The sequence below is a fragment of the Yeosuana aromativorans genome (assembly GCF_014646655.1).
In the GTDB taxonomy this organism is placed as follows: domain Bacteria; phylum Bacteroidota; class Bacteroidia; order Flavobacteriales; family Flavobacteriaceae; genus Yeosuana; species Yeosuana aromativorans.
On sequence record NZ_BMNR01000007.1, the window covers coordinates 69,991 to 89,234 of the forward strand.

The 19,244-nt window shown below is 37.2% G+C and carries 16 protein-coding genes; 9 read left to right on the forward strand and 7 right to left on the reverse strand.

Annotation, left to right across the window (positions count from 1 at the left end; translation table 11 throughout):
* Positions 1-115: 115 nt before the first annotated feature.
* A complete protein-coding gene (gene acs, locus IEW94_RS14315) occupies positions 116-2,023 on the forward strand; it encodes an acetate--CoA ligase (protein ID WP_188654298.1) in 1,908 nt (635 codons plus the stop codon).
* On the opposite strand, the gene IEW94_RS14320 is transcribed toward acs, so the two are convergent.
* Entirely contained in the window at positions 2,020-2,634 is a 615-nt protein-coding gene (locus tag IEW94_RS14320; protein WP_188654300.1) for a fumarylacetoacetate hydrolase family protein, read from the reverse strand. The genes acs and IEW94_RS14320 overlap by 4 nt on opposite strands.
* A gap of 134 nt (positions 2,635-2,768) precedes the next feature.
* On the opposite strand from IEW94_RS14320, the gene ahr reads away from it, so the two are divergent.
* From ahr to IEW94_RS14350, 6 genes are all read left to right on the forward strand, one after another.
* Positions 2,769-3,776 carry an NADPH-dependent aldehyde reductase Ahr gene (ahr, locus tag IEW94_RS14325; RefSeq protein WP_188654302.1) on the forward strand — a complete coding sequence of 336 codons (1,008 nt, stop codon included), beginning with the start codon at positions 2,769-2,771 and terminating at the stop codon, positions 3,774-3,776.
* 284 nt (positions 3,777-4,060) lie between these two features.
* On the forward strand, positions 4,061-5,824 hold the full coding sequence (locus IEW94_RS14330) for an ABC transporter ATP-binding protein (protein WP_188654304.1): 1,764 nt from the start codon (positions 4,061-4,063) through the stop codon (positions 5,822-5,824).
* Positions 5,825-5,827: 3 nt separating this feature from the next.
* Entirely contained in the window at positions 5,828-6,346 is a 519-nt protein-coding gene (locus IEW94_RS14335) for a DinB family protein (protein ID WP_188654306.1), read from the forward strand.
* Positions 6,347-6,435: 89 nt separating this feature from the next.
* Complete coding sequence (locus IEW94_RS14340; protein WP_188654308.1) at positions 6,436-7,017, forward strand: Crp/Fnr family transcriptional regulator; 582 nt, start codon at positions 6,436-6,438, stop codon at positions 7,015-7,017.
* A gap of 129 nt (positions 7,018-7,146) precedes the next feature.
* Complete coding sequence (locus IEW94_RS14345; RefSeq protein ID WP_188654310.1) at positions 7,147-7,719, forward strand: YceI family protein; 573 nt, start codon at positions 7,147-7,149, stop codon at positions 7,717-7,719.
* Positions 7,720-7,809: 90 nt separating this feature from the next.
* Positions 7,810-8,442: a DEAD/DEAH box helicase gene (locus tag IEW94_RS14350; protein ID WP_308423701.1), complete on the forward strand. Its 633-nt coding sequence runs from the start codon at positions 7,810-7,812 to the stop codon at positions 8,440-8,442.
* Here the strand turns inward: IEW94_RS14350 and IEW94_RS14355 are convergent.
* The 6 genes from IEW94_RS14355 to IEW94_RS14380 form a co-directional block, all read right to left on the reverse strand.
* On the reverse strand, positions 8,439-9,989 hold the full coding sequence (locus IEW94_RS14355) for an acyl-CoA carboxylase subunit beta (RefSeq protein WP_188654312.1): 1,551 nt from the start codon (positions 9,987-9,989) through the stop codon (positions 8,439-8,441). The two genes, IEW94_RS14350 and IEW94_RS14355, sit on opposite strands and share 4 nt — an antisense overlap.
* 23 nt (positions 9,990-10,012) lie before the next feature.
* Positions 10,013-11,455, reverse strand: a complete 1,443-nt coding sequence (gene accC / locus IEW94_RS14360; RefSeq protein ID WP_188654314.1) for an acetyl-CoA carboxylase biotin carboxylase subunit — start codon at positions 11,453-11,455, stop codon at positions 10,013-10,015.
* 14 nt (positions 11,456-11,469) lie between these two features.
* Complete coding sequence (locus IEW94_RS14365; RefSeq protein WP_188654315.1) at positions 11,470-11,949, reverse strand: acyl-CoA carboxylase biotin carboxyl carrier protein subunit; 480 nt, start codon at positions 11,947-11,949, stop codon at positions 11,470-11,472.
* A gap of 109 nt (positions 11,950-12,058) precedes the next feature.
* Positions 12,059-12,736: a PrsW family intramembrane metalloprotease gene (locus IEW94_RS14370; RefSeq protein ID WP_188654317.1), complete on the reverse strand. Its 678-nt coding sequence runs from the start codon at positions 12,734-12,736 to the stop codon at positions 12,059-12,061.
* Between the two features lie 11 nt (positions 12,737-12,747).
* Complete coding sequence (locus IEW94_RS14375; RefSeq protein ID WP_188654319.1) at positions 12,748-13,302, reverse strand: NUDIX hydrolase; 555 nt, start codon at positions 13,300-13,302, stop codon at positions 12,748-12,750.
* A gap of 51 nt (positions 13,303-13,353) precedes the next feature.
* Positions 13,354-14,442 carry a M42 family metallopeptidase gene (locus IEW94_RS14380; RefSeq protein ID WP_188654321.1) on the reverse strand — a complete coding sequence of 363 codons (1,089 nt, stop codon included), beginning with the start codon at positions 14,440-14,442 and terminating at the stop codon, positions 13,354-13,356.
* A gap of 206 nt (positions 14,443-14,648) precedes the next feature.
* On the opposite strand from IEW94_RS14380, the gene IEW94_RS14385 reads away from it, so the two are divergent.
* Positions 14,649-15,533 (forward strand): ABC transporter ATP-binding protein, encoded by an 885-nt coding sequence (locus tag IEW94_RS14385; RefSeq protein WP_188654323.1) that lies wholly within the window; start codon positions 14,649-14,651, stop codon positions 15,531-15,533.
* Positions 15,534-15,567: 34 nt separating this feature from the next.
* The gene (locus tag IEW94_RS14390) at positions 15,568-19,224 is read left to right on the forward strand and encodes an ABC transporter permease/M1 family aminopeptidase (protein WP_188654325.1); all 3,657 of its coding nucleotides are present in this window, start codon (positions 15,568-15,570) and stop codon (positions 19,222-19,224) included.
* The last annotated feature ends 20 nt before the right edge of the window (positions 19,225-19,244 follow it).

Genomic DNA, 19,244 nt, shown 5'->3' on the forward strand with positions numbered 1-19,244 from the left:
ATAAAATTCTTTTAAAGCAAGATTGACATTTTATTAAAAAATTATGGTTTTTTATAAGAAGAACTTTAATTTAGTGGCAATTACATATATAATTATAAACAAGCTAAAACAAACCATGAGTAATTATCACATCAAACACCTTGAGGAGTACTACCAAGTTTACAGAAAATCGGTAAGGGAGCCAGAAAATTTTTGGGCAGAAGTAGCCGAAGAACATTTTATTTGGCGCAAAAAATGGAACAATGTATTGAGTTGGGATTTCAGAAAGCCAGAAATAAAATGGTTTGAAGGTGCCAAACTTAATATAACTGAAAACTGTATTGACAGGCACTTAAGAACCAAAGGCGATAAAACCGCTATTATTTTTGAGCCCAACAATCCAGATGAGGTAGCACAATACATTACTTATAATGATCTGTATGACCGGGTTTGTAAAATGGCTAATGTTTTAAAAGAGCAAGGTGTTAAGAAAGGTGACCGTGTGTGTATTTATTTACCCATGATTCCAGAATTGGCAGTTTCTTTGTTGGCATGTGCCAGAATTGGTGCCATTCACTCTGTGGTTTTTGCCGGATTCTCATCAAAGGCCTTGGCTACCAGAATAAACGATAGTGAATGTAAATTTGTTATAGCTTCCGATGGTTCTTACAGAGGCTCAAAATCCATAGATTTAAAAGGTATTGTTGATGAAGCTTTAGAGCAATGCCCATGTGTTCAAACAGTTTTGGTTGTTAAAAGAGTCCATTCAGAAGTGACCATGAAAGCAGGTAGGGACATTTGGTTGCAACCCTTGTTGGATAATGCTTCAGGTGATTGTGTGCCAGAAATTATGGATGCAGAAGACCCCTTGTTTATATTGTACACCTCTGGTTCTACAGGAAAACCAAAAGGGATGGTTCATACCACAGCTGGTTACATGGTATATACGGCTTATACCTTTAAAAATGTGTTTCAATACAAAGATGATGATGTGTATTGGTGTACGGCAGATATAGGTTGGATAACAGGGCACAGCTATATTGTATATGGGCCGTTGGCTAACGGCGCCACTACCGTTATGTTTGAAGGAGTTCCCCATTATCCTGATTTTGGTCGATTTTGGCAAATTGTTGACAAGCATAAAATCAATCAATTTTATACGGCACCAACAGCCATACGAGCCTTGGCGAAACAAAATATTTCATTTGCTGAAGCTCAAGATTTGTCATCCCTACGCGTTTTAGGGTCCGTCGGAGAACCTATTAATGAAGAGGCTTGGCACTGGTACAATGATATTATTGGAAAGAAAAAAAGTCCTATTGTTGATACGTGGTGGCAAACCGAAACAGGCGGTATCATGATAACGCCCATACCATTTGTAACACCAACCAAACCAACTTATGCTACCTTACCGTTTATTGGCATTCAACCAGCTTTAATGGACGAAAACGGAGAGGAAATAAAAGGCAATCAGGTAGATGGTAGGTTGTGTATTAAGTTTCCGTGGCCTTCCATAGCAAGGACTATTTGGGGCGATCATCAGCGGTATAAGGATACGTATTTTTCAGCTTTTGATAATAAGTATTTTACGGGAGATGGTGCTTTACGTGATGAGGTAGGCTATTACAGGATAACAGGTAGGGTAGATGATGTAATTATTGTATCTGGCCATAATTTAGGAACAGCACCTATTGAAGACGCCATTAACGAACATCCTGCTGTTGCAGAGTCCGCCATTGTAGGCTTCCCACATGATATTAAAGGAAATGCATTGTACGGTTACGTGATTTTAAAAGAAACCGGTGAAGGCAGGGATCATAACAATTTGCGTAATGAGATCAATCAAATCATTACCGAGCATGTAGGACCGATTGCAAAATTGGATAAAATCCAGTTTACAAGCGGCTTACCAAAAACACGTAGTGGTAAAATCATGCGACGTATTTTACGAAAAATAGCTTGTAAAGACATTAACAACTTGGGCGATACATCAACCTTGTTGAACCCTGAAGTTGTTCAGGAAATAATCGATAATGCGCTTTAAATTATTTTAAAATCCAAAAGGAGTTCGCCTTCAAGTGACACTTGAAGGTGGTCTCCTTTACTATTCAAACCGGTTCCAGATGCTGGTGTTCCGGTAAAAATAAGGTCGCCAGGTTCTAAGGTCATAAAGCTTGACACATACGTAATAATTTCACTAAAATTATAAATCATAAATCCAGTGTTTCCAACTTGCTTTTGTTCACCGTTTATGACCAAATCAAAATTGATATTGTTTAAATCCGCAAAGTTTGAAATTGGCTTGAAACTTGATATTGGCGACGCACCATCAAAACCCTTTGCCAAGGCCCAAGGCCCTTTGGTTTCTCGGCTAGCAGCCAGAACATCCTTAGCAGTATAATCAATACCAACAGCAATTCCTGAAATGTAAGATTCAGCATCTTTTAATGCAATGTCCTTTCCTTGTTTACCAATTTTAATAAGTAATTCCACTTCATAAGCCAATTGTGTGGTAATCTTAGGGTATGAAACATCTTTATTGTCTGTGACCAATGTGCTCTCTGGTTTTGTAAAAATGACCTGTGCACCCGTTTTTAATGCACTGATTTCATTTTTATCATTTACATAGTTTTTGCCAATGCCTATAATTTTCATGTGATTTTGAATAAAATTTAAGTGGATAAAAGTAAGAAATTAGTCTATTAAAATTTAAAATAATTTTAACGCCTTGTCTACTTAAAATTTGGTGTTTTTTCATACCTTAAATGACTGAAATAAAACCAATCAAGATGAGAAAAATAAATGCTTATGCAGCTAAAGAAGCTGGGGGGAAATTAGAAAAATTTCAATATGAATTGCCAGATATTGGTAATGAAGAAGTAGATATTAAAGTGCATTATTGTGGTGTGTGCCATTCCGATCTAAGTATGATGAACAACGAATGGGGCATGACACAATATCCATTGGTGCCAGGACATGAAATCGTGGGTGAGGTCATAGCTTTAGGTAGGGAGGTAAAAGGATTGAAGATTGGAGACAAAGTTGGTATGGGTTGGTACTCGGCTTCGTGTATGCACTGTAACCAATGTATGGATGGAAAACAACATTTGTGTAGCAGTGCCGAAGGGACCATTGTTGGTCGCCACGGCGGTTTCGCTGATGCCGTTAGAGGACACTGGTCTTGGGTAACGCCATTGCCAAAAGGACTTGACATATCCAAAGCAGGTCCGTTGTTTTGTGGTGGAATTACCGTTTTTAACCCAATTGTTTTATCTGGTGTGCAACCAACAGATAAGGTTGGTGTGATAGGTGTAGGTGGTCTTGGGCACATGGCTATCAAATTTTTAAAGGCATGGGGTTGTGAGGTCACGGCCTTTAGTTCAAATCCTAAGAAAAAAGATGACATTTTAAAAATGGGAGCCCATCAAGTAGTAGATTCAACCAATCCAGAAGCGCTAGAGGGTATAGCTGGTACGTTAAACTTTATTTTAAATACAACCAATGTAAGCTTAGACTGGAATTCCTTTTTGACTACTTTAGCGCCACAAGGTAAATTGCACACCGTGGGTGCTGTTTTGGAGCCCATGGCAATTCCTGCATTCAGTATGATAATGGGTGAGAAATCTGTTGGTGGAAGTCCATTAGGAAGTATTGCCTTAACTAGAAAAATGTTGGAGTTTTGTGTAAGACATAACATTTATCCAACAGTAGAAGAGTTTAAAATGGAAGACGTTAATAAAGCTATGGAACATCTTGAAAAAGGAAAAGCTAGATTTAGAATTGTCCTTAAAGCATAAGATTAATAACTAACTCAATATATCATGGCAAAATCGCACGACGCTAAGAAAAACGTAAAGAAGGAAGCTGTTTTAAGTCCAAAGGAAAAGAAAGCAGCTAAACTTGCTAAAAAGGCAAAGCGAACCTAACAATTTAATTTGGTCCTAGAAAAAACCACTCTGATTTCGAGTGGTTTTTTTATGACATCTAGGATAATTTTCAAGTAATTCAATAGTCTCTGCTAATACTCATAGAAAGAATGGCTATTTTTACACTTAAAATTTTTAAAAATTAAAGTCATTACATGCAACATTTAGCAGACAAAAAAAATAAAGCAAAACCTAAAACAACCATGGCCCAGGCCTTTAAAACCATTATTTGGCCAAGACGGAATTTGGTTTTTATTGGTTTGATTTTAATTGTTTTAAGCCGATTGTCCAGTTTAGTGCTCCCTTGGAAAAGTAAAGCCTTGTTAGACGACGTTATTCCCAATAAAGATTATGATCAATTATATAATTTATTGCTCATCGTTGGTATCGCTATTTTAATTCAAGCAACAACTTCTTTTTTGTTGACAAGAATTCTAAGTGTTCAAGCGCAATACTTAATTAGTGAACTGAGAGCTCAAGTACAAAAAAAAGTACTGTCGTTACCTATTAGTTTTTTTGACAACACCAAATCCGGAGCATTAGTTTCCAGAATCATGACAGACGTAGAAGGCGTAAGAAATCTTATTGGAACCGGTTTGGTACAAATGGTAGGCGGTACCATTACCGCTGTAATTTCATTGGTGTTATTGATTCGCATTAGTCCATCAATGACTTTGTTTGTGTTGGTTCCAGTCGCCATTTTTGGATTTATAGCGCTTAAAGCCTTTGGGTATATTCGCCCAATATTTAGACTTCGAGGAAAAATAAATGCCGAAGTAACAGGACGCCTTACAGAAACCTTGGCAGGAGTTCGTGTCATTAAGGCATTTAATGCCGAAGAACAAGAGAACAAAACCTTTGAAAAAGGCGTTGATAGATTGTTTCAAAATGTCAAGAAAAGCTTAACGGCAACAGCATTCATGACCAGTTCATCCACATTTTTGTTGGGAATAGCCTCTACAGGTATTATGGGGATTGGTGGTTATAAAATCATGACAGGCGATCTAACCGTTGGTGATTTCTTGTCATTTACTTTGTTGCTTGGTTTTATGATAGCGCCCATAGTTCAAATGAGCAATATAGGAAGCCAATTAACCGAAGCATTAGCGGGCTTGGACCGAACCGAAGAGCTCATGAACATGACGGCGGAAGAAGATAACGAAGCACGAACCATTCAGTTACAAAATATAACCGGAACCATTGAATTTCATGATGTATCATTTGCTTACGAAGCTGGGAAGGATGTTTTACACAACATTAGTTTTAAGGCGCCCTCAGGTTCCGTTACTGCCTTAGTGGGCAGCTCGGGTTCCGGTAAATCAACCATTGCAGGATTGTCAGCCACGTTTTTAAATCCAAAATCAGGAATGGTGACCATTGACAATCAAGATTTAGCAAAAGTAAAATTGAGCAGTTATAGAAAATATTTGGGAGTGGTTTTACAAGATGAGTTTTTGTTTGAAGGTACCATTAGGGAAAACATCATGTTTCCACGTCCCAATGCTTCAGAAGAAGATTTGCAAAATGCAGTAAAAGCTGCATACGTAAATGAGTTCACCGATCGTTTTGATGACGGATTGGACACGTTAATAGGCGAGCGCGGTGTTAAATTATCAGGTGGACAGCGTCAACGTTTGGCTATAGCCAGAGCCATCTTGGCTAATCCTAAAATCATTATTTTAGATGAAGCAACCTCAAGTTTGGACACAGAAAGCGAGGTTCTTATCCAAAAGAGTTTAACCGAGTTGATTAAAGACAGGACAACCATCGTGATAGCACACAGACTGAGCACCATCAGAAAAGCGGACCAGATTTTGGTGATTGAGGCTGGCCGTATCGTGGAACGCGGTAACCACGACGAATTGATTGCCAAGCAAGGGCGATATTACGATTTATATACCTATCAAGCTAAAATTTAAACTATGACTATAGAAGATTTAAAACCCACAGAATTTGCCTCGTTTTATAGCGGATATGTTAGTAAAATCCCAAAGAACACATCATTAATGGATTGTTTTGAAGAAGGTTCAAAAACCATTATAAACTTTTTTAAAAGCATCCCTTCAGAAAAGCAGCATTACAAATATGCAGACGATAAATGGACCATTAAAGAAGTGTTTCAGCACATTATCGATACAGAACGGGTGTTTATGTATCGTTGTTTTAGGATAGCAAGACATGACCAAACCGCTTTAGCAGGATTTGAGCAAAATGGATATATTGAACCGTCAAAAGCCAATAGTAAATCCATGGACATATTGATAGCAGAGTATCAATCCGTTAGAAAATGCTTCATCGTGTTGCTGAATAGTTTAGATGAAGAGGATTTAAAATTCAAGGGAACTGCTAGTGGCAATACCATGACGGCTCGTGCTGCCGCTTTTATTGCCATTGGGCATGAAAGATGTCATATGGATATTATTAAGGAACGTTATTTATAAAGTGGGTTAGTTAAAACGTTTTTTGCTAAATTTAATAAAACATAATTATCACTAGATTTGTTGCGATAAAGTAGTCACATTTGCATAATATGAATATAGAACCACTTTTAAAATACATGAATGATTATGTCACTTTGACAGAAGAAGAAAAAGATTTTTTGGTGTCTAAGGTGATTTGCAGAAAGTATCTAAAAGGGCAATATATCGTTCAACAGGGAGATATATGCAAATATTCATGTTTTGTATTATCTGGGTGCACAAAAACATTTTATATGGATCCTCAAGGACAAGAACACATTGTGATGTTTTCCATTGAGGATTGGTGGTCTTCAGATATTGGGAGTTTTATAAACCAGACACCAGCCGATTTCAACATTCAATGTTTAGAGAGTACAGAGTTAGCTATGTTTTCTTATGATGTTATTGAAGAATTGTATAGTGAAATCCCAAAATTAGAACGTTTTTTTAGACAAGTCACAGAACGTGGACTTATAGCTTCACAAAAGCGAATTGTTAGAAGTTTTAGTCTTTCAGCAAAAGAACAATATATTTATTTTCGAAATCAATACCCCAAAATTGACCAACGCATTCCTCAATATATGATAGCCTCATACCTTGGCATCACCAAAGAATTCCTTAGTAAAATAAAGAGTCAACTTGCCTTAGAGTAGCAGATGTTAATCTAGATTAACATCATTTAATAAACTACTTTATTTTAATTGAGCGATATGTTCAAGAACTTTGTATTGTAATAATTAAAAACATTACTAAGCATATTAAATAAGCAAAAAAATAATATTATGAAAAACTTAAAGAACACAACATTAGCGCTAATAGCATTTTCCGCGTTTTCGTTTACAGCAGTTGAAAAAGAAAAAAAAGACATCAAAACAGAAGACAGTAAAGTTATTTGGAAAGGCTATAAAGTAACCGGATCACATGAAGGAACCATTGAAATCCAATCAGGTTCATTGACATTTAGTGAAGATAAGTTAGTGGGAGGGGAGTTTGTAATTGATATGACATCTCTTGTAAGCACCGATTTAGAAGGCGAATACAAAGGAAAACTGGAAGGACATTTAAAATCTGATGATTTCTTTGGTGTTGAAACTTATCCAACAGCAAGTTTGGTGTTTACCAATGTGAAAGCTACAGGAAAAAATTCGTATGAAGTAACCGGTGATTTGACCATCAAAGGAAAGACAAATCCAATTACATTTAACATGTCTATATATGGAAGTAAAGCAACAGCGTCTTTAAAAATTGACAGAACAAAATACGATGTACGTTACGGTTCTACCAGTTTCTTTGACGGACTGAAAGATAAAGCCATTTATGACGAGTTTGATTTAGTGTCAGATTTGGTATTTTAATTTAGAGTGACTAATAACAAAAAGGCGTTCAGAAATGGACGCCTTTTTGTTTTAATAAATTTACAGGAAGGGGTTTTTAAAAGGTTATCTTTGTTTTCAGATAAACACGATATGTTATTTAAAAAGATTATAGAGCCGCTTAAAGATAACTTAGAGCAGCACGGTATCAAAGAACCCAACCAACTTCAAAAAGCCATTCTTTCCAAAATTAAAGGAGGTGGCAGTTTATTTGTGATAGCTCCCGAAGGCTCCGGAAAAACCACAAGTATTGTGATAAGTGTTATCAATAAATTAAAGGCGGCTTTTGAAGATGCACCACGCGCCTTGATTTTTGTAAAGGATAAACAAACGGCTTTAGATTTAGCGGCGTTGTTTAATAACTTTGCACGTGGGACCGATTTACGGATTTACTGTGCGTATGATGAACACAATATTGAACTGCAACGCGAAGAACTCTATTTAGGGACTGATATTGTTATTGCCACGCCTAAACGTTTGAACAAGATATTCTATTTAAACGGTATCAATCTAAACAAGCTGCAAATGTGTATTGTTGAAGATGCCGAATTTTTGTTCAGGAACAATAACTTTGCGGAAGTTACCAGAACACCCGAAAGTATTGGGAAATGCCAGTATCTGGTTTTTTCTGATGCGTTTGATGCCCGTTTTGAGCGTTGGCAAGACTCGTTTATGTACAATGCTCAAATAGTAAAACTCAATTAAAGCGGTATATTGCCGTGTTTTCGTTTTGGTTTGTCAACGTTTTTGTCTTCAAGCATAGCAAACGCTTTGATGAGTTTGCGCCTCGTGTCTTTGGGTAAAATCACTTCGTCAATAAAACCGCGTCTGGCTGCTCTATAGGGATTGGTGAATTTATCGGCATATTCCGCTTCTTTTTCAGCCAATTTTTCCTCTGGGTTTTCAGCAGCGGCTATGTCATTTTTAAAAATAATCTCGCTGGCACCTTTAGCTCCCATAACAGCAATTTCAGCCGTAGGCCACGCAAAATTCAAATCGGCACCAATATGCTTGGAGTTCATCACATCATACGCACCACCGTAGGCTTTTCGGGTAATAACGGTTACCCTAGGCACTGTGGCCTCACTTAAGGCATACAATAATTTGGCACCATGTACAATAATACCGTTCCATTCTTGATCGGTTCCGGGTAAAAATCCGGGGACATCAACCAAAACCAATAACGGAATATTAAAACAATCGCAAAAACGGGTAAAGCGCGCTGCTTTTTTAGAACTGTTCACGTCTAAAACACCGGCCAAAAACATGGGTTGATTGGCAATAACACCAATACTTCTTCCTGTAATTCTGGCAAACCCCACAATAATATTTTCTGCATAATCCTTATGGATTTCATAAAAGGAATCGGTGTCAATAATCCCTTTGATGACCTCGTGCATATCATAAGGCTTGTTGGCATTATCTGGAACAATATCTGATAATATATCTCTGACTTCATCACCAAGTTTAAAATCAAGTTTCTTTGTAGTTTCAGTATTGTTTTGAGGCAGATATCCCAACAGGGTTTTAATATCTTCTAAACATAAAATGTCATTAGCGGATGTTTTATGCGCTACACCAGATTTTGAAGCATGGGTAAAGGCGCCTCCCAATTCTTCGGAAGTCACAGTTTCATTGGTTACTGTTTTAACAACATTTGGGCCAGTTACAAACATATAACTTGTGTTTTCCACCATTAGGGTAAAATCGGTCATGGCAGGTGAATACACAGCACCACCAGCACAAGGTCCCATAATAGCGGAAATTTGAGGAATCACGCCAGATGCCTGAACATTTCTGTAAAAGATATCGGCGTAGCCACCGAGAGAACGCACACCTTCTTGAATCCTGGCACCACCAGAGTCATTTAATCCAATAACGGGAGCACCAACCTTTACAGCCAAATCCATGATTTTACAGATTTTTTCGGCATGGGTTTCGGATAGGGCGCCACCAAAAACAGTAAAATCCTGAGCATAAACATACACCAATCTTCCATTGACTGTGCCGTAACCAGTAATGACACCATCCCCAAAATAAATCTCGTCTTGCATGCCAAAATCGGTTGTTCTGTGGGTAACCAATATGCCAATTTCTTCAAAAGAGCCTTCATCCAGCAAATAGTCAACGCGTTCTCTTGCTGTTAGCTTTTTCTTAGCATGTTGTTTATCAATGCGCTTTTGTCCGCCTCCCAAATGGGCTGAAGCTATGCGTTTGTTTAATTCCTTGATTTTATCGTCTTTGGAGTCCATCTATAATTTTTAATAGGGTTTGATTATGAGTTTGGTAAACGCACTAATTTTTTATCATCCATGTAGCGTTTAAGGGCTATCAAAGCAGCGATTTTTGCTTCCATTTCAGATTGCTGTTTTAAAACTTCAGGAGCATAATGCTTCTTTACAAAATGCGTATCAAAGTTACCTGAACGAAAAGCGTCGTGTTCAAAAACGTATTTTCCAAATGGTAAGGTTGTTTTTACACCTTCAATTTTATAGTTGTCAATAGCTTCAATCATGAGTTGAATGGCTTCTTCACGGGTTTTTCCGTAAGTGATCAGTTTAGCCAGCATGGGATCATAATAAATGGGAATATCCATACCTTCCTCAAAACCATTATCTACTCTAATGCCTTTACCCGATGGTAGTTTATACACATCCAGATGCCCAACGCTTGGTAAAAAATCGTTTAGAGGGTCTTCTGCATATACCCGTAATTCCAGGGCATGTCCGTGAATGTTTAAATCGTCTTGTTTGATGGTTAATACTTCGCCTCTTGCCACTCGTATTTGAAGTTCCACTAAATCAACATCAGCAATTAATTCTGAAACAGGATGTTCTACCTGTAATCTAGTATTCATTTCCAGGAAATAGAAGTTATGGTCTGCATCCAAAAGAAACTCAACGGTGCCAGCCCCCAAATAATCACAAGATTTGGCCACCATGATAGCAGCTTCTCCCATTTTTGCTCGTAATTCTGGTGTTAAAACGGAAGACGGCGCTTCTTCCACAACCTTTTGATGGCGCCGTTGGATACTACATTCACGTTCAAAAAAATGCAAGATATTGCCATGGCTGTCCGCCATAATTTGGATTTCAATATGTCTTGGTGAGGTTACATATTTTTCAATGAATACGGAGCCATCCCCAAAAGCCGATTTTGCTTCACTGATGGCTCGCTGCATTTGTGATTCCAATTCGCTTTCTTTTTCAACAATACGCATGCCCTTTCCACCACCACCTGCTGAAGCTTTTATTAATATGGGAAACCCGATTTCTTTGGCAACAGATTTTGCTTTTTGAATATCCGTAACGGCTTCATCAATACCAGGAACCATTGGGATATTGTATTGTTTAACAGCTTCTTTGGCGGCCAGTTTGCTTCCCATGATTTTTATGGCTTTAGACCGTGGGCCTATAAATATGATATTGTTTTCTTCACACAATTCAGCAAACGCCACATTTTCACTTAAAAAACCATAACCTGGATGGATGGCATCAACTTGCAGTTGTTTGGCAACTTCAATAATTTTGTCACCTCTTAAATACGATTGATTGGAAGGTGCCTCTCCAATGCAAACAGCTTCATTTGCAAATTTCACGTGTGGTGCATGTCTGTCAATTGTTGAATAGATTGCAACGGTTTTAATACCCATTTTCTGGGCTGTTTTCATAACTCGTATGGCTATTTCACCACGATTGGCAACTAATATTTTTTTCATCTGCTCTGGTTGTGTTACTCAAATTCAATTAACAGAGCGCCTTTATCAACGGCGTCCCCTTTTTTTACGGAAATGGATTTAATAATACCTTGTCTTGGCGACGTTAATGCGTTTTCCATTTTCATAGCTTCCAGAATCAGTAACGTATCATCTTCATTGACAGTCTGTCCGATAGAAACACTAATGTCCAAAATCAATCCGGGCATTGGTGCTTTGATGGAATCAATATGTTTGGCAGAACTTAACGCAAAGCCCATTTTTTCTATCAATATATCCAATTCATTATGAATGGTTACATTGTAAGCGTTGATATTAATGTTTACTTGGTACGTTTTTTTGTTAAAATTTGAACTGATGATTTCCGCTTGAAAGGACTTGTTCTCATGAAGGATATGATAACCTGTTTCTGAAGTCTTGATGCAATTTAATTTTGACAAGTCTTCTGAAGATATATCAAATTCCGCTTCAGAATTGACGGTAATTTTAAAATTCATAAAAATGAAAGTTTTATTGACCTAAATATAAAGATTATAATACAACTGACATAGTTAATTACAATCAAAAGCAATGGTTGCATTAGGTTAGAAAACCAAAAGGGTTTTATTAAAAAGCTTTAAACTGGCTTCCGTCTTGATGTTTTTTAATGGCTCTGCGAGATAGAAATATACCAACCAATAGCGATATAAAAGCCCCAATCCAAATACCTGGAACAAAATCAATGAACAAGAAAAAATCATAGGAACCGTGAAATATGATTGCCAACAGCAAGCCTGTTAAATTCAGTCCTATTCTGTTTTTTGAAAATTTAGCTTTACCCATATAATAACCCATTAAAATGGCAAAGGTTGCATGGGCTGGAACTGCTGTAAAGGCTCTTATTAAAGCGGTTTGGTAACCACCATCAAGAACATACGATATGTTTTCTGTGGCTGCAAATCCCATAGACACCATGACGGCATATACAATGCCATCAAAAGGCTCATTAAATGCAGGGTTGGGTTGGGCATAATATCGAACGATAATGTATTTACTGAATTCCTCAGTAACACCAACCACAAAAAAGGCTTTTATAAACTGCTGAATGATGCTGAATTTATCAGGAAGCGGTAAGATGATGTTAAAAACAAAGTATATGAGAGTCGTGATAATAATACTGACGATAGCACCGAGTAAACAATTGAAAAACAACAACCGTTTGGGCTCTTTCTCATATTTGTCTTTGATATAAATGTAGAGGATGATTGTAACAACAGGCACAATGGCAAAGAGGATTAAATTCATAGCAACAAGTATTATTCAACAGCTTTCATAATGCTTTTAAGTACAAACTCATAATATGCTTTATTACTTGCCACAAAGTGATTGTTCTGTCCAATAGAGCCCAATAAATCTTTAAATGTTTTAAAGGAAACCAGTTTTAAAGATTCTACTTCTTCTTGTTGCGGTGTTAACTCTTCAAGGGAAACCTTTAATTCCGCTATAAACGTATGATGGAACTCGTTATCTTGAATACCATTTGGATAGGATTGAAAGCATTCAAAAACACCTATTTTCTGTAAATCATTAGCATTGAGTTTTAAGCCAATTTCTTCTTGCATTTCCCGCAAGGCGGCATGAACAAAGGATTCACCAGCATCTATATGTCCTGCCACGGAGACATCCCAAAGCAACGGACAAATGGACTTTGAAGCAGAACGCTGTGCCAATAAAATCTGTTCATCTTTAGTATACAACCAAACATGTGCCGTATTATGGTAATAACCTTTTGTGTGAATTTCAGATTTCAAGGTCTTTTTACCTGTAGGCTGTCCATCTTTGGTGACAATATCTATATATTCATCTTCCATAGTATAAGCAGAAAAAACAAATCCCTGATGTGTGTCAGGGATTTGATACTTTTATTTAAAGTAACTAAATGTTTCGCCTTCTTTAATGTTTAAAAGCGTTTCATAAATCAATTTAATGACATTTTCAACATCATCTTTATGAACCATTTCCACGGTAGTGTGCATATAGCGCAATGGTAATGAAATAAGGGCAGAGGCTACACCACCATTGCTGTAAGCAAACGCATCAGTGTCAGTACCAGTAGCTCTGGACAATGCTGAGCGTTGGAAAGGTATCTTGTTGGCTTCGGCTGTATCGGTTATTAAGTCACGCAATTTTTGTTGTACGGCAGGCGCGTAAGCTACTACCGGACCTAAACCAATTTCTAAATGACCCTCTTTTTTTCGTTCAATCATAGGCGTTGTGGTGTCATGAGTAACATCCGTCACAATAGCTACATTTGGCTTAATGGTATTGGTAATCATTTCGGCACCACGTAGTCCAATTTCTTCTTGTACGGAATTGGTGATATACAACCCAAATGGTAAGGTTTTTTTGTTTTCATGAAGTAAGCGGGCTACTTCGGCAATCATAAAGCCTCCCATACGATTGTCCAAGGCACGGCATACAAATTTGTCACCATTTAAAATATGGAACGCATCAGGATACGTAATGACGCAGCCCACATGAACACCCATTTTTTCAACTTCCGCTTTGTCTTTTGCCCCAACATCTATAGTTATATTATCTGGTTTTGGGGCTTCTTCTTTGCTTTTATCCCTAGTGTGAATGGCTGGCCAGCCAAATACACCTTTAACAATACCATTTTTAGTATGGATATTCACAACTTTACTGGGTGCAATTTGATGGTCACTGCCGCCATTTCTGATGACGTAAATCAATCCATTATCTGAAATATAATTGACATACCAAGAAATTTCATCAGCATGCCCTTCAATAACCACTTTATATTTAGCTTTAGGATTTATGACCCCAACCGCGGTTCCGTAGGTGTCAGTTATAAACTCATCCACATAAGGTTTTAAATATTCCATCCACAATTTTTGTCCGGTCCATTCATAACCTGTTGGCGCTGCATTGTTTAAATAGGCTTCTAAAAAAGCCATTGATTTTTTATTTAATATTGATTTTTTTGCCATTTGATATATGTGTTAACGTAAATTTTAAGTGAATTCCTTTATTTGCTAAGTTCTGGAAAAATCAAGTGCAAGACATAAAATTAAATCTTAATTTTTGTAAAAATAATAGGATTTATTTAGTTTTTAGCCATAGAAAAATTTTTTGTAACAAAATTGCCTATTTTCACACTAATTAACCAATCAAAATAATAATAAAAATCGAAGTTATGAAGCTTATCATTAAAGGATTAACCAAAACTTACAAAAACGGCGTTAAGGCCATTGATAATTTAAATCTGGAAATAGGGACAGGTATGTTTGGCTTGTTAGGCCCTAACGGTGCTGGTAAATCAACCTTAATGCGAACCATTGCTACTTTGCAAAGCCCTGATTCCGGAACCATAACCTTTGGAGATATTGACGTATTGGAAGATAAAATGGCCCTGCGAAAAGTGTTGGGATATTTACCGCAATCGTTTGGCGTGTATCCTAAAATGTCTGCTGAAGCCTTATTGGATTATTTTGCGACACTTAAAGGTGTTAAATCTAAGAGCGACAGACAAAAGTTGGTCAAGGAAGTGTTGGAAATCACCAATTTGTATGATGTCAGAAAAAAAGAGGTTGCTGGTTATTCCGGTGGAATGAAACAACGTTTTGGGATTGCCCAATTGCTGTTGAACAATCCAAAGTTGATTATTGTTGATGAACCAACAGCGGGTTTGGATCCCGCTGAGAGAAACCGTTTTTTAAATGTCTTGCGTGAAGTTGGAACAAACTGTACCGTTATTTTTTCAACCCATATTGTGGACGACGTTAAAGAGTTGTGTAATGAAATGGCCATTTTGAACGGCGGACAAATTTTAAAGCATACCACACCTTCCAAAGCTACCGATGAAATAAAGGGGCAAATCTGGACCAAAATCATTGAACGTGATGAACTGGAAAACATGGAAGCAAGCTATAAGGTGCTGTCTTCAAATTACAATCAAGACAATACGTTGAATATTCGTGTTCATGCTATGGAACAACCTGCAGACGATTTTAAGGAAGCTACCCCGCAATTAGATGACGTGTATTTTATTGCTTTAAAAGAAGAACCCGTTCTAGCTTAATCATTGCAAGTGTTTCTAACTTAAAATCACATTCATGTTTTCAACTATATACATTCACGAGTTAAAATATTGGTTTAAAAAACCAGCCTTTTATATCTACATGGCAATTTTTTTATTGCTATCATTGTTTTTGTCGGCTAGTTCAGCGGGTATTTTTGATTTTTTAACAGTCACAACCGGTTCTTCTAAAGTGGTCAATTCTCCTATCGGAATTAATGGGTTGTTTAATGGAATGGCCACCTTTATTTTCTTTTTGTTTCCATCCATCATTGGAGTTTCCATATATCGGGACTTTAAGAGTGAAATGCACACCATTTTGTATTCCTATCCCTTTTCAAAAGCTAATTATTTGTTTGCCAAATTTATATCGGGTATTACCGTAGTGACCCTGATTGTATTGGTTATAGGTTTAGGTATGTATGTGGGTTTTAGATTGCCGGGAACCAATCAGGATTTAGTTGGGCCATTTGTGTTGCAAGCGTATTTACAAGCTTATTTTGTATATATTATTCCTAACATCTTATTGTTTGGAGCCATTGTATTTGCAGTGGTGGCTTTTTCACGAAACATAGCAGCTGGGTTTATCGTGGTTGTGTTGTTAATGCTCATTCAAGGCATTCTGTCCAATTTATTATCTGACCCTGAGAACCGATTTATTTCAGCATTGTTAGACCCTTTTGGTAGTGAAGCCGCTAACTATTACACCCGGTATTGGACGGTTGCTGAACAGAATGAACTGGTGCTTCCCTTAAAAGGTGTTGTCATCTATAACCGGCTGATTTGGCTGGGCGTGGCGTCTTTGGTTTTTGGATTGGTGTATCGGTTTTTTACGTTTAGCCAGCAGGCAGTATCATTTTCTTTTAAAAGACAAAAAGCAGAACGTTCTACCAAGAGCAATTTTGGCGGTATTACCAGAATACATTTATCCAAAGTTGATTTTGATTTTTCTTTTGTTCAGAATTTAAAAACCACATGGAAATTATCAAACATTGATTTCAAGTATATCATCAAGAGCTGGCCGTTTATTAGCATTGTATTGGTAGGATTGATATTTATATTGATTTCATCTACGGCTTTAGGAGAACTTTTCGGTACCAAGACCTATCCCGTAACCTGGCAAATGCTCTTGATTCCAGGCAACAGCTTTGCATTGTTTATCAATATCCTTACGTTTTTATATGCGGGTATGTTGGTACACCGTGGCAAACTGGACAACATGAACCATTTGGTTGATGTAACGCCTATTCCAAATTGGACTTTGTTGCTTTCCAAATTAATTGCCCTGTTAAAAATGCAGGCGTTATTATTGCTGGTTATTATGATTGGTGGTATGGCCATTCAAATATATCATGGGTATTATCACTTTGAAATAGGCCATTATTTGTATGAATTGTACGTGCTTAATTTTATTGGATTCGTTATTTGGGCCTTGCTGTCATTGATGATTCAAACCCTTATTGGAAATCCGTATTTGGGACTGTTTGTGTTGTTGGTTATTTCCATAGGTATTCCGTTTTTATCATTTGCAGGAATAGAGCAATCTATCTTTAAATATAACCAAGCTCCCGGGTTTCAGTATTCAGATATGAATGGTTACGGCTCCACATTTTTGCCATATTTTGTGCACAAGCTTTACTGGCTATGTAATGGTCTTCTGTTTTTATGCGTTACGGCTTTGTTTTGGGTTAGAGGCTTGCCAAATTCCTTTAAAGAGCGCATGCTTATTGCAAAATCACGATTTAAAGGCTTTGTATTAGTTGCCAGTATCGTGTGTTTGGTTGCGTTTATTACCTTGGGTTCAGCCATCTACTATCAAAATAATGTTTTAAATGAATATGTGTCATCAAAAGACCAAGAATTACGGGCTGTTAATTGGGAGAAAACCTATAAAAAATATGAACATGCCATTCAGCCCAGAATTGTTGCAGTCAATTGTAATGTAAATATATTTCCCAAAAAGCTCAATTTTGATGCCAGCGGAACGTATGTTATGGTTAACAAGTCTGATGTGCCCATTGATAGCTTGTTGTTAAACTATAACGATTATCCAAGTACGTTTGAGTTTAGTAAACCCAATACATTGGTTTCAAAAGACAGTGTGTATCATTTTGATATTTACAAATTACAAGAAGCCTTACAACCTGGCGATTCATTGCAATTGCATTTTAAGGTTCACAACAAACCCAATACATGGTATCGTAAAAATTCGCCGGTTTTGGAAAATGGCACGTTTATCAATAATTTTCAAATGTTTCCATCTCTAGGTTACAACAGTGAAAGTGAATTGCAAGATGATGAGGTTAGGAAAAAATACGGCCTTCCGGAAAACGATTTAAAACCCATGCCAACCGATTCCACAGCCTTAGGTAACACCTATATTTCAAAAGATGCCGATTGGATTGATTTTGAAGCTACCGTTAGCACGTCACCAGACCAGATAGCCATTGCGCCAGGATATTTGCAAAAAGAATGGACTAAAGACAACAGGCGTTATTTTCACTATAAAATGGATAGTAAAATCTTGAATTTTTACGCCTTCAACTCCGCACGTTATCAAGTCAAAAAAGACAAATGGCATGATGTAAATCTGGAAATATATTATCATAAAGGCCATGAATTTAATTTGGATAGAATGATAGCTGGTATGAAAGCGTCATTGGATTATAATTCAAAAAATTTCAGTCCGTATCAACATAAACAATTGCGTATTATTGAATTCCCCAGAACGGGTGGTAGTTTTGCGCAATCGTTCCCCAATACCATTCCGTATTCTGAAGGTGTTGGTTTTATAGCCGATGTGGATGATTCCGACGAAGGAGGCGTTGATTATCCGTTTGCCATTACCGTGCATGAAGTAGCACATCAATGGTGGGCACATCAAGTGATTGGTGCTGATGTTTTGGGGGCGACCATGTTGTCTGAAAGCTTATCTGAATATGTATCCCTAAAAGTTTTGGAACATCAACAGGGAAAGACCAAAATGCGGAAGTTTTTAAAGAAAGCACTTGACGATTATTTGACCCAAAGAACGTTTGAAAAGAAACGGGAAAAGCCATTGATGTACAATGATGGCCAAGGATATATTCGTTACCAAAAAGGATCATTGGTGTTTTATGCCCTAAGCGATTACATTGGCGAGGATACATTAAACAATGCCTTAAAACGCTACGTTCAAAAAGTTAAGTTTCAAGACCCGCCCTATACCACATCGGTAGACATGGTGAATTTTATTAGTCAAGCAACGCCTGATAGCCTACAATATGTTATTCATGACATGTTTGAAACCATTACTCTGTATTCCAATAGAATCGTTGACGTAACGTCTAAAGAGTTGGATAACGGCACATATCAAGTGGATATTGAGTTTAATGTAAGCAAGTATCGCAACAATGAAAAAGGCAGGAAATATTATGGATTGAAAGTTGGGGACACGTTGAGTTACCAAACAGAGAGCATGAAAAAACCTGAATTGTCAGTTCCTTTAAACGATTATATTGATATTGGTGTGTTTGCCAAAGAAGAGGTTGATGGAAAAATGAAGGACAAAGAATTGTATTTAAAGAAATATAAAATTATGGCCATCAATAATAAAGTGACCATTATTGTTGATGAAAAACCATCGGAAGTAGGCGTTGACCCTTACAATAAATTGATCGATACCAAATCTGATGATAACCGGCGTGAATTGTAAAATAATCTTTCTTGGTATTG